Annotated in this window: 11 protein-coding genes; 9 read left to right on the top strand and 2 right to left on the bottom strand. The window is 46.8% G+C overall.

Annotated features, from left to right (window positions below; translation table 11 throughout):
• Window positions 1-21: 21 nt before the first annotated feature.
• Window positions 22-543: a hypothetical protein gene (locus H8S54_RS08455; protein ID WP_173767756.1), complete on the bottom strand. Its 522-nt coding sequence runs from the start codon at window positions 541-543 to the stop codon at window positions 22-24.
• A gap of 175 nt (window positions 544-718) precedes the next feature.
• On the opposite strand from H8S54_RS08455, the gene H8S54_RS08450 reads away from it, so the two are divergent.
• On the top strand, window positions 719-2,095 hold the full coding sequence (locus tag H8S54_RS08450; RefSeq protein ID WP_186901286.1) for a sodium-dependent transporter: 1,377 nt from the start codon (window positions 719-721) through the stop codon (window positions 2,093-2,095).
• Between the two features lie 94 nt (window positions 2,096-2,189).
• On the top strand, window positions 2,190-2,897 hold the full coding sequence (locus H8S54_RS08445) for a FadR/GntR family transcriptional regulator (protein WP_117850282.1): 708 nt from the start codon (window positions 2,190-2,192) through the stop codon (window positions 2,895-2,897).
• A 73-nt stretch (window positions 2,898-2,970) separates the two neighbouring features.
• Here the strand turns inward: H8S54_RS08445 and H8S54_RS08440 are convergent, their stop codons facing one another.
• The gene (locus tag H8S54_RS08440; RefSeq protein WP_117850284.1) at window positions 2,971-3,243 is read right to left on the bottom strand and encodes a hypothetical protein; all 273 of its coding nucleotides are present in this window, start codon (window positions 3,241-3,243) and stop codon (window positions 2,971-2,973) included.
• A gap of 79 nt (window positions 3,244-3,322) precedes the next feature.
• Here H8S54_RS08440 and H8S54_RS08435 point away from each other — a divergent pair, with 79 nt between their 5' ends.
• From H8S54_RS08435 to H8S54_RS08405, 7 genes are all read left to right on the top strand, one after another.
• Window positions 3,323-4,027 (top strand): LytR/AlgR family response regulator transcription factor, encoded by a 705-nt coding sequence (locus tag H8S54_RS08435; RefSeq protein WP_021926241.1) that lies wholly within the window; start codon window positions 3,323-3,325, stop codon window positions 4,025-4,027.
• A gap of 7 nt (window positions 4,028-4,034) precedes the next feature.
• Window positions 4,035-4,697, top strand: coding sequence for a sensor histidine kinase (locus H8S54_RS08430; RefSeq protein WP_021926240.1), 663 nt, complete (start codon window positions 4,035-4,037; stop codon window positions 4,695-4,697).
• 145 nt (window positions 4,698-4,842) lie between these two features.
• Window positions 4,843-6,750 carry an ABC transporter ATP-binding protein gene (locus H8S54_RS08425; RefSeq protein WP_186901285.1) on the top strand — a complete coding sequence of 636 codons (1,908 nt, stop codon included), beginning with the start codon at window positions 4,843-4,845 and terminating at the stop codon, window positions 6,748-6,750.
• Entirely contained in the window at window positions 6,737-8,608 is a 1,872-nt protein-coding gene (locus H8S54_RS08420) for an ABC transporter ATP-binding protein (RefSeq protein WP_186901284.1), read from the top strand. The genes H8S54_RS08425 and H8S54_RS08420 overlap by 14 nt, the downstream gene beginning before the upstream one ends.
• Window positions 8,609-8,757: 149 nt before the next feature.
• Window positions 8,758-9,423 (top strand): response regulator transcription factor, encoded by a 666-nt coding sequence (locus tag H8S54_RS08415; protein WP_186901283.1) that lies wholly within the window; start codon window positions 8,758-8,760, stop codon window positions 9,421-9,423.
• Window positions 9,420-10,850, top strand: coding sequence for a HAMP domain-containing sensor histidine kinase (locus H8S54_RS08410; protein ID WP_186901282.1), 1,431 nt, complete (start codon window positions 9,420-9,422; stop codon window positions 10,848-10,850). Before H8S54_RS08415 ends, H8S54_RS08410 begins: the two co-directional genes overlap by 4 nt.
• Window positions 10,851-11,118: 268 nt before the next feature.
• Entirely contained in the window at window positions 11,119-12,708 is a 1,590-nt protein-coding gene (locus H8S54_RS08405; RefSeq protein ID WP_186901281.1) for a DUF6034 family protein, read from the top strand.
• Window position 12,709 lies beyond the last annotated feature (1 nt).

The following is a 12,709-nucleotide window of genomic DNA, read 5'->3' as shown; positions in this document are numbered from 1 at the left end:
TTTCTTTTATGTAATTCAAAATCAAATCTCTACAAGAATTCCCTTCCCCTTATCATAGCGGCAGTACTTCCCATTGCTGGAAATAAACGGCTGGTAGGTATCTGTGCGGGTATCCTTCACATACACAATTCCCGTAGCGATCATCTCCACCAGAGAGAAGCGTTTGCTGAGACTGGAAATCCATGCATAAGTCTTGTTACTGTCAGAATCTGCGGCTACCAGGCTGTAACCCCCCTCGCAGGGCTTCAAGGAAAAATAAATTTTCTCCGGCTGGGAGGTCTCCTTAAATACCTGGCTGGCAATGTAGGAAGAAAAATGCTTCTCTACAAATTCCTGGAAAGAGTGCAGAGTATAGACTTCTCCGCTTACTTCATCTGTGATCCTATCGCCTCTCTGCAGCCTTGCCTTGATCAGGGACAGGGTTTCAATGGTCCAGTTGATAAAGGAAATGCTGCTGTAGGTCATGCTCTCCAGAAGCTGGTCGATCAGTTTCTTTGTCAATACGTTTGACTTGGTTGCTTCGTTAAAAAGTTCTTCATTCATAATCCGCGCCCTCCATAGTATAAGATGGTAATTGATAATTTTATTATAAGAGCCTAAGCTCAAAAAAGCAATAAGTTGCCCCATTCTTTCTATATATCATTTGCCTTTCCTGAAAAATCGTGGTATCATCTATAGCAGTATTATTCAAACAAACAGACGCGGAAAGGAAAATTTTATGGAAAAACACCATCACCACGAGAGAAGTACATTCTCCGGGAAACTGGGCTTTGTACTTTCTGCTGCCGGAGCCTCGGTAGGACTGGGAAATATCTGGAGATTCCCCTACCTGGCAGCCAAATACGGCGGCGGCATTTTTTTACTGATCTACATCATTCTGGCACTCACCTTCGGCTACTCCATGATCATTGCGGAAACAGCCCTTGGACGCATGACCCGCAAAAGCCCAGTAGGCGCTTTTGGCAAATTCGGCAAATCCAAATGGCTGTCCTTCGGCGGATGGATCAACGCCGTTATCCCCATCCTGATCGTACCGTATTACTCGGTAATCGGCGGATGGGTTATCAAGTATCTCATTGAATATGTAAAAGGCAACAGCCAGAAGCTGGCAGAAGACGGATATTTCTCCGCCTTTATCTCAGACGGAACCTCCACAGAGATCTGCTTTCTTGTATTTGCCCTTTTGACACTGGCAATTATTTTCGCAGGTGTCCGAAACGGAGTAGAACGTGTGTCCAAATTCATGATGCCGATCCTGGTATTTTTGTCCGTGCTGATCGCCTTCTACTCGGTTACAAGACCTGGTGCCTTGGCTGGCGTGAAATATTTTCTGGTTCCCAACCCGGCTAACTTTTCCTGGATGACCGTGGTCGCAGCCATGGGACAGATGTTTTATTCTTTGTCCATTGCAATGGGAATCCTGGTCACCTTCGGTTCTTATATGAAACGAGACGTGTCCATCGAAGGATCCACCACAAATGTGGAGATTTTTGACACCGCCATTGCCATTATGGCAGGCCTGATGATCATTCCGGCAGTCTTTTCATTTTCCGGTGGAGATCCGGATACCCTGCAGGCTGGTCCGGCGCTGATGTTCATTACCATCCCCAAGGTTTTTGCCAACATGGGATTTGGAACGCCAATTGGAATCTTTTTTTTCCTGCTGGTACTGATGGCAGCTCTGACAAGCTCCATTGCCCTTACGGAAAGTGCCGTATCCACTTTCCAGGACGAGCTGAGATGGCCGAGAAAAGGTGCAACGGTAATCGTAGGCATCATCATGGTTATTCTTGGAAGCCTTTCTTCCCTGGGGTACGGACCGCTGGCATTTGTGAAGATCATTGGCATGCAGTTCCTGGATTTCTTTGATTTCCTCACAAATTCGGTCATGATGCCTATCGCTGCATTTGCAACCTGCATTCTGATTTCCAGAGTCATCGGTGTTGGCAAAATTGAAGAGGAAGTGGAAGCAGACGGAGGATCTTTTAAAAGGAAAAAAGTCTTTCGTTTTATGATCCGGTATCTCTGCCCGATTTTTGCTGTGATCATTCTGCTCAGTTCCGTGGCAAATGCATTCGGCTGGATTTCCATGTAAACGGAGCTGACTTCGGACAAAAGATACCGCAAAGCAGAGCGTGCAGATTGCGGGAACGATTTTTGATACATGCTCTAACACAAAGGAGAAAATTATGTTCAGAGAAATTGGTGAAGAAAGAACATTTAACGGGATTCTAAAACAGATCATCGAGAACATCCAGAAGGGAACCCTGAAAGCCGGGGCGGCACTTCCCGCGGAGCGGGTTATGGCAGAAGCCATGGGCGTATCCCGCTCGGCAGTCCGGGAAGTGCTCCGTGCGCTGGAGCTTCTTGGAATTGTGGAATCTGTTCCTGGTGGCGGCAATTACATTACTTCAGATCTTGACAACTGGCTCATCGGCCCGCTGTCCATCCTTTTCCAGTTAAACAACAGCTATCCCATTCAGAACCAGCAGCTTCGCGCCGCACTGGAGCGGGAATGCGCGGTTCTTGCAGCGAAGAAATGTACGCCCCTTGACGCAGCAGAGCTGCTGATAATCCTCACAAGGCTGGACGGTTCAGAGGATGAGAAAACCAGAGGGGATCTCGACAAGGAGCTTCATCACAAAATTGCCAAAATTGCAGACAATCCTATGCTTTACAGTGTTCTTTCCGCCGCTGATCAGCTGATCGAATCCAGCATTTTCGGAACAAGAGATTACATCATGCTGAAAAACCAGTCTGTCAAAGATGTGGATGATCAGCACAGAAGACTGGTGCACGCCATTATAAACGGTGACGCCAAGGAAGCGGAGCACTGTATGTCTGAGCATATGCAAACCATCGAGAAATATATGCTTGAAATGCAAAAAGAGCGGTAAAAACCGCCCCTTTTGTTCTGAGTAACTGACAGTCAGGGATTTTCCCCCGGCTGTCAGTTTTTCTTTTTGTAGATCAGATAAGAATAGAAAATAATTTCCCAGCACCAGAAAAAGGAGTCCAATCAGCAGCATCATTACCATGGCCATACTGATCTTTACGCCAAGGGCAATGAGATAAGTAGCACCGCTCATCAAAATAGAGAGCACCGGTTTTTCGAAATGTCAATATGAAAATAAATTCTGGAATTTCGAAGATGGAGCCGTCTAAATTGTTGCTGCGGACTTTACTGCTGACAGTGATTTTGCCTTGTAATTCCTGCCCATATCCTATATACTCATTTATCATACTTTGTAACTATTTGGCACTTTCCCAGTTACGGGAAATATTCCCTTGCTAAATCGTTACCATGATTTGGGGGCAAAAAATGGACACCATTTATCGAATTGCAATTTGTGATGATGAAGCGGCAGACCGCGCCTTCCTTTCCTCCCTTGTGAAAAAGTGGGGCAGTGCAAAGGAAGCGGCGGTGCGTGTTCGCGAATTTACTTCTGCGGAGAATTTTCTTTTTCATTACGCTGAGAATAAAGAATATGACATCCTTCTTCTGGATATTGAAATGGGAGACATGGACGGCATTTCCATGGCGAAAAAGCTGCGTCAGGACAACCATACCATCCAGATTGTGTTTGTCACCGGATATTCAGATTATATTGCAGAAGGATATGAGGTGGAGGCACTTCATTATCTATTGAAACCTCTGAAGGAAGAGAAGCTTTTCACAGTTCTGGACCGTGCAGCCCGTAAGCTTTCCGCAAATGAGAAAGTTCTGACTCTCACAAGCGGCGGGGAAATGGTGCGGTTTCCACTTAATCAGCTGCGGTATGCAGAAGTTTACAGAAACTATGTAACCCTGCATGAAATCAGTGATTTTACCCTGAAAATGACTCTTGGGGAACTGGAAAAACACCTGGATTCCCGTTTTTTCCGGGCAGGACGTTCCCTGATTGTCAACCTTACCCGGATCAGCCGTGTCACCAGAAAAGAAATTTATCTGCAGGATGGAACGGTTCTTCCTCTTCCAAGAGGTGTCTATGAGAAGCTTAACCGGGCCATTATAAATATGGAGTGAATGCACAATGGGATTTTTTTCGAAAAGAATGGATAAGAAGCTTGCCGTTTATCAGCAGGAACTGATCCAGACACACTATCAGGAAGTGGACAATATGTATCGCCAGATCCGGGGCTGGAGACACGACTACCGCAATCACATCCAGACCATGAAGGCCTATGCGGCGGCAGAAGACTGGGAAGCCATCCGGCATTATCTGGATCTGCTGGATGAGGATCTGACGACTGTGGATACCGTAGTCAAAACAGGAAATCCTATGGCAGATGCAATCTTAAACTCAAAAATCTCCCTGGCAAGGTCAAAGGAGATTCAGGTGATTGCAGATGCCGATATTCCGGTGAAGCTGAAATCTTCGGAGATCGATCTGTGCTGTATTATCGGAAACCTTTTTGACAATGCCATTGAGGCCAGCCTGGCGCTTCCCAAAGAGCAGCGGATCATTCGCATCTATATGGACATGAAAGGCACCCAGCTATACATTTCCTTTACCAATTTTACCGCTGGAAAGAAAATGAAAAAGGAGGGAAATCTGTTTAAAAGCACCAAAGGGGAAGGGCACGGTCTTGGCCTGATCCGCATTGATGATATCGTGAAACGTCTGGACGGATATATCAACCGCAACAGTGAGGATGGGGCTTTTACTACGGAGATTTTGATTCCGCAGGTATAAAAGCAGGGCACCTTATTTTTCCTTAAAATACTGCAGGTAAAACGTAACTTTACAATTCATCACCCCGATTAACAATTCGTCCCCGGTTTGACCCGGGGACATTTTTTCTGGTAAAATAATGAAAAAACCCAGAAAGGTACTCTTTATGTTTACAAAAAGCAACTCCACTCCTAAATATAACACCTTCCAAAACATTGGCTTTATGATCCGTCTGGCCTGGAATTCAGATGAAAAAATGGTTCTTGTACTTTGCCTTCTGATTGCACTTTTGTCAGTGGCGCAGAACCTGATCGATCTGTACATTTCCCCCGTGATCCTGGACGCCGTGGAAAACCATGTGCCTGTCATCCGGCTGCTTTTTACTATTGCAGGCTTTGCGATTGCCAGCATGGCCGTATCCGCTGCGCTGACCTACGCCAGGCAAAATTCCAGTCCCGGGCGCATCAGTGTCCGCTGTGAAATCGTCAACCTTCTAAACCGTAAAGCAGCCACCACCGCCTACCCAAACCTGGAAGACAACCGCTTTTTAAAACTGCTGGAAAAGTCAAATGAATACACCAACTGTAACCAGGAAGCAGCCGGAGCCATATGGGAAACCCTTACCTTACTGCTGATCAATCTTACCTGTTTCTTTCTTTACGGCAGCCTTCTGACCCAGGTTCAGCCAGTCCTGATCCTGGTGATTCTTGCCACTTCCGGGACCAGCTATTTTCTCTCCAGACATCTGGACAGCTATCGATATACCCACCTGGATGAGGAAGCAGAATATGCGAAACGGATGCTGTATCTTCTGAATCAGGCAAAGGACTTCGGCGCTGCAAAGGACATTCGGATCTTCGGGCTTTGCACCTGGCTGGAGGAACTGTATGAGAAAAATCTGGAAGCTTTTCTTGCCTTCCACAGGAAGGTGGAAGGGGTATACCTCTGGGCACGGATTGCAGATGTTATTCTCACCTTTTTGCGAAATGGAACCGCTTATGCATTCCTGATCTATCTGGTATTTCAGCAGGAGATGGATGTGCCGGCATTCCTTTTATTGTTCACCGCAGTAGATGGATTTTCCAGCTGGGTTCTTGGAATTCTGGATGGATTTCGCACCTTGCATAAGCAGTCCCTGGATATTTCCACTATCCGTGAATGCCTGGATTACCCGGAAATTTTCTCCTTCACGGATGGAATTCCCCTGAAATGGGAGACTCAAAAGAGCTATGAAATCCGCCTTGAGCATGTGTTTTTCCGCTATCCAAATGCCTCAGAGGACACCTTAAAAGACATCAATTTCACCCTTCATCCAGGAGAAAAACTGGCGGTGGTAGGCTTAAATGGAGCTGGAAAAACCACATTGATCCGGCTGATCTGCGGCTTTTATGATCCTACGGCAGGCCATGTTTTGTTAAATGGAACGGATATCCGTACCTATAATCGTACGGATTATTACACGTTCTTTTCCGCAGTATTTCAGGAATTTTCCCTGCTGGCAGCAACTGTGGCAGCAAATGTCGCACAGACAGAGGATGAAATAGACCAGAAACGAGTGGAAGATTGCCTGGAAAAAGCCGGACTTCGCGCAAAAATCAAGTCCCTTCCCAGACAATATGAAACCTGTCTGAACCGGGAGGTTTATGAGGATGCAGTGCTTTTTTCCGGCGGGGAAACTCAGCGGCTTATGCTTGCCCGTGCCCTATATAAGGATGCTCCCTTTGTGATTTTAGACGAACCTACCGCAGCACTTGATCCCATTGCGGAAGCAGATATTTACGGCAAATACAACGAAATGACACAGGGAAAATCCTCTATTTTTATTTCCCACCGTCTTGCTTCCACAAGGTTCTGCGACCGGATCCTTATGCTTGGCGACGGCAAAATCCTGGAGGAAGGAACCCACGAAGAGCTCCTTAACCTTGGGGGAAAATACGCCCAGCTGTATGAGATTCAAAGCAAATATTACAGGGAAAAGACGGAAATGAACCATACTGATATGAGTAAATTTACAGATAGAGAGCAGACTAAATTCGTTTACAGGAAAGGAGAGGGCAGAAATGTCTCAGAATAAACAACGTTTATCCTGGCTGGAAATGCTGAAAGTCAACCAAAGAGCCTACCTGCTCTTTTACAAAAGGTATCCCCGGATGATTCTTTCCCGCTTTGCCCTGATTATCTGGAAAGCGCTGACGCCGTATGTGGGCATCTATTTTTCCGCCCTTATTATTGAAGAACTGGCAGGGGCAAAAAACCCTGGACGGATTCATTTTCTGGTGCTTCTTACCTTATTTTTGATAGCTGCAGGCAGCCTTGTAACGGCTCTTCTGGAAAAATGGAAGAACGTTCAAAGCGCTGGAATGTGGCTGAAGATCAAGAAAATTTTGTCCGAGAAGCTGTTTGAAACTGACTATGTAAATTTGGATGAAACGAAAAATATGGAGTTGTATTCTGCCATCTGCCAGAACCACAACAGCGCTGGCTGGGGCCTTTATCGCACTCTGGAAGACTGCGAAGCCCTGTGCCAGACGGTGATAGTGATCCTTGGCGGCGCCTCCCTGACCCTTTCCCTTTTCACAAGCCAGGTACCGGAAAGTGCAGGGAAATATACCATTTTAAACAATCCGTTATTTGTGATTTTAATCGCTCTGATTATGCTGGCAGTCACCTGCATTTCGCCTGTACTTGCAGGAAAAGCTGGACGCTATCTGACCAGCCTGGCAGATATCCATAACCTTGGAAACCGTATGTTTTCCTATTACGGACATCTTGGATATGACACCAAAAAAGCGGCAGATATGCGCATTTACAGACAGGATAAAATCTGCGAAAAATATAATTTAAACAAAGAAAGTACCTTTGGTTCCAGAGGGGTGTTTGCCAGATACCAGAAGGGTCCTGTGGGATTTTATCTTGCCGGGGCTTCGGCAGTGTCTGGGATTTTCACCGGAATCGCCTATGTTTTTGTGTGCCTAAAAGCGTGGGCGGGAGCCTTTGGACTGGGTACAGTTACCAGATACGTTGCTTCCATCACCAGGGTTTACGGCGGGATTTCCACCCTGATCACGACAATGGAGGATATGCGAAGCAATGCCGCTTTTTTGAATATGGTATTTGAGTTTCTGGACATTCCGGATCACATGTATCAGGGCAGTCTGACGGTTGAAAAGCGAAATGACCGCAAATATGAGGTGGAATTTCGCAATGTGTCTTTTCAGTATTCGGGAAGCCAGGAATATGCCTTAAAGGATGTGAACATAAAGTTTGAAATCGGCAAAAAGCTGGCTGTGGTAGGTATGAATGGAAGCGGAAAAACGACCTTTATCAAGCTTCTTTGCCGTCTGTATGATCCTACAGAGGGGGAAATTCTGCTCAATGGAATCGATATCCGAAAGTACAATTACCGGGAATATATGACGATCTTTTCCGTGGTTTTCCAGGATTTCAAACTGTTTTCCCTGCCTCTTGGAGAGAATGTGGCAGCCAGAACAAATTATGACAGAGAACTGGTTACAGAAGCCCTTGAAAAAGCCGGATTTAAGCAGCGTCTTGCCAAAATGCCCCATGGCCTTTCTACCTGTTTATACAAGGAGTACACCGAATCCGGAGTGAGCATTTCCGGCGGGGAAGCCCAGAAAATTGCTATCGCAAGAGCCCTCTATAAGAATGCTCCCTTTATCATTCTGGACGAACCAACCGCTTCCCTGGATCCTGTAGCGGAAGCCGAGATCTACGAGAAATTTGCCGAAATTGTCGGTGACCGCACCGCCATCTACATCAGCCACCGCCTGTCCTCCTGCAAATTCTGCGACAAAATCGCCGTTTTCCACCACGGCACCATCGTCCAGACTGGCACCCACCAGTCCCTCCTCACCGACCAAACCGGCATCTACCACACCCTCTGGCAGGCCCAGGCACAGTATTATACATAGACATTGCAGGATTTTTGCTTTATTTTTGTATTCATTTCGTTACAATACGGTTACATTTCCACATTCAAAACAATGTATAATAAAACCCAGATGGCCCACAGCCATCCCTCTGCATAAATGCAACACTTAGAAAGGAACACCCACGAAAAATGAAAGCCAGAATCCTTGTAATAGAAGATGAAATCGCGATCAATGACCTGCTGTGCATGAACCTGGAGGTGACAGGGTATGAGACGGTGAGCTGCTTGGATGGAAACGAGGCAAGCGACACCATCCGCCAGGATCATAACTTCCAGTGCGCCCTTGTGGACATTATGCTCCCAGGCAAAGACGGCTACGCCCTTTTGCCAGAGCTGAAGCGCTTCGGCATCCCCGTCATTTTCCTCACCGCCAAAGCCGACCTGTCAAGCAAAGTAAAAGGCCTGAAAGAAGGAGCTGAAGACTACATTGTAAAGCCCTTCGAAATGCTGGAAGTCATGGTGCGCCTGGAAAAAGTACTGGAGCGCCACGGCAGCACCCAGGAGCAGCTTCAGATTGACGATGTCATCATTGACACCGTAAGCCACACCGTCATCAAAAACGGCGAAGAAATTTACCTGAAACCCATGGAATACAACTGCCTGATGATGTTCGTGAAAAGTCCTAACAAAGCCCTTTCAAGAGAACAGCTCCTTTCCGGCCTCTGGGGCGTGGAATTTGAAGGAGAAACACGCACCGTAGATGCCCACGTAGGCCGTATCCGCAAAAAGCTGGGCTGGCAGGACAAGATCAAAACCATCCCCCGCATCGGCTACCGACTGGAGGTGGATCTTTGAAGCTGTTTACCAAAATCTTTCTCCAGGTGACCTGTGTGATCCTGATTTTATCCTCCGCCATTTTTTTCTACACCACCTGCCGCTGGAAAGATCAAAGCCTGCAGGACATCAACAGCTACGAGTGGAACAAATTTCAGACCAGCATTTCCCAGTTCGAAAACCAGCTAAGGATCGCAGGCAGCCAGTCAGATGCCTCCGATCCCGACCTTCAGGAAAAAATACTGGTCTACTCCTTTCGCCACGTTTTCCACGATTCCGCCGCTTTATACTGCAATGAAAAAGAACTTTACAACGGAACCTCCTATGAATTTGAGGCAGAAACCATCAGGAAATTGACAGCAGAAACCCTTCCTCAGAAAAACCTTTCCGCATTTTATGATTATGATCCTGTCATCAGCAAAACAGATGGTAAAACCCTTCTTTTGTATTCCTATTTCTCCACAGAATACACAGGGGAAGAGAACTATCAGATCGTCACCTACAAAGACATCACCGATGTGTTGAAACGCAGCCAGATCCTGTTTTTCCAGGCAGGCGCACTGACCCTTGGCCTTCTTCTTTTCACAGGCTTCCTTCTTTTTTTCAGCCTGAAAAAGATCATGGCGCCTCTTACCAAACTGAACGAAGCCGCCCTCTGCATTGCGGACGGAAACTACGATATCCAGGTTCCACAGAACGGAAACACCGAACTGGCACAGGTGGGAAAAAGCTTTAACCAGATGACTGCCAAAATAAAAGAGCAGATTGAAAGCCTCTCCGCCGTCAACCAGGCCCAGAGGCAGCTTCTTGGCAGCCTGGCCCACGAGCTGAAAACTCCTATGACCGCCATCATCGGCTACGCAGACACCCTTCTCACCGTCCGCCTGTCAAAGGAGCGGCAGGAGAGAGCACTGACCTATATTGGAAACGAATGCCGCCGGCTTTCCAGGCTTTCCGTAAAAATGCTGGAGCTGACCGGACTGTATGAAACCGGGGAATCCCAGCTTACCCTTCAGGAGGTTCCGGTAGCGGATTTCCTGGATGAGGCCCGGAAACTGACTCTATACCGTCTTCAGGAAAAAAATCTCCATCTGGAAATTTCCTGCAATCCAGAGAATTTGAAAAAGACCTTCGACAAAGACCTGATGCTCAGTGTCGTCACCAACTTTATCGACAACGCAGTCAAGGCTTCGGAAGAAAATTCCAGAATTCTGCTTCACGCTACAAATGACCGACTTACTGTACAGGATTTCGGAAAAGGAATCCCCCCGGAGGACTTATCCAAAGTAACCGACGCCTTTTACATGGTAGATAAATCCCGTTCCCGGGCAAATGGAAGCGTAGGCCTTGGTCTTTCCCTCTGCCAGAAAATCGCAGATCTGCACGGCTATCAGATGAAAATTGAAAGTACGGTAGGAGAGGGAACGAAGGTTTCTGTTTTATGGTGATATCATTCTCACCAATTACATCTCGGTTACAACTTGCGGAAGATTCGATGCTTAAACAGGCGCTATCATCTATACCAGAACGTGACCTGAAAAATGTCCCCGGCCATCCGCCGATTCCCCTAAAGCATGTTTGGAAAAAATTTCCGCAGCCTGTAACTTACATTCTGCAAAATTTTTCCAAACGCCTCACATTTTTCAGTCACGCTCGGATAAATGGCAATGCTTCCCTATGCAGCGTTGCCATACAGGAAGGGAGAACTTACCAGATATGAGAAAAAACATAGAAAAAATAATCGGCCTTACCCTTTGTGTAGGAATGCTCACCGGATGCGCCAAGACCCCCGAATCTTCTCTTGTAAAGCCAAAAGGGAGCAGTGCCATGGACGCCTACAAAGAAGCAGATGACAGTGTGGACATGGTAGAAAATAACACAGCCTCTGACGAAGCAGCTGCAGATTCAAACAGCGCAGCCTCCGAGAACGACAACACCACTGACAGCAATAACAGCAGTTCTGCCGCCTCCGCTGCCAAGACCACCATTCGCGACCTGATCAACGCGCCACAGACCTACAAAAGCCAGGTCACAGATGACAGCGCCAAGCTGGTGATTAACACAGACGCTACTGTGGGAATCCCGGATGTGGACAAAATATCCGCCATTTCCGTAACTCCAGCAGAGGTTACCCAGGATCTTCTGGACCGCATCACAGACGCCTTCTTTTCCAATGCCACCCTGTACACTGCAGACAGCTATTACATCCAGACCAAGAGCGAGATCAAAGAGATTCTGGATGGATTAAAGGAGGATGTGGCAAACGGAAACCTGGACCCCAATAACTGGGGAACAGATGATGACGGAAATTATATCTACGATATTTATGCGGATATTGAATACTGGGAATCAGAATATGAAACAGCCCCGGAAGCCAAAACCTTGGTGGAAGGAAGACCGGTGGCAGGCGTCGCGTCCCAGGCCTCTGATGGACAGATTATGGAAGAGAATTCCTTTTCAGGCGTAGCAGTCATGAATGACGGTTCCAAATATTACTATAAAACTTATTCCAGCGGCTCGGATACTCTTGCTGTCAGGATCAAAAAAACGGCGAAGGCAGGCGGCGAAGCACTTCCAACCGATACAAGCTGGTTTGATTATACAGACAGCAACGGTTTCCAGAAACCCACAGAGGAATCCATCGGCCTTTCACTTGAGAATGCCAAAAAACTGGTACAGGAAAAAGTAGATAAAATGGGGATTACCGATCTGCAATGTACTGGATGGGATTATGCTGTGTGTACTAATCTGGAAGATGACAACACTTTAAGCAACATTGGAACAGGATATCATATTTACTACAACCGTGTCATAAATGGAGTTCCCATAACCCAGACAATGGATTCCGGCGGCAATCTGGAGGACATGGACAGTACCATGGAAACCTGGTCTTATGAAAGTCTGGAGTTTTTTGTAGATAAAGATGGGATCGCATCGGTGGCTTACCGTGATCCTTACATCATCGGAGAAACCAAAACAGAGAATTTAAGCCTCCTTCCTTTCAGTGAGATCATGAAAACCTACGAAAAAATGATGGTGGTCACAAACGCCGACAACATGGAATACGAAAATTCCAGGGTCTATGACATCGACCGGATCGTCCTTGGCTATGCCAGAATTTATGAGCCTTCCAAGGATGCCCACACAGGGCTTCTGGTTCCTGTCTGGGATTTCTTCGGAACCAGAAAAACAGAAACCGAGTATGACGGGGAATCCTATTCCGACACAACTGATTACCCCACCTGGAGCTATCTTACCATCAATGCCGTAGACGGAAGCATTATCGATCGCAGCCTGGGCTACTGAT

Source organism: Blautia segnis, assembly GCF_014287535.1.
Classification (GTDB): domain Bacteria; phylum Bacillota; class Clostridia; order Lachnospirales; family Lachnospiraceae; genus Blautia_A; species Blautia_A acetigignens.
The sequence above is the reverse complement of the archived record's forward strand: the minus strand, read 5'-3'. Positions and strand labels throughout refer to the sequence as shown.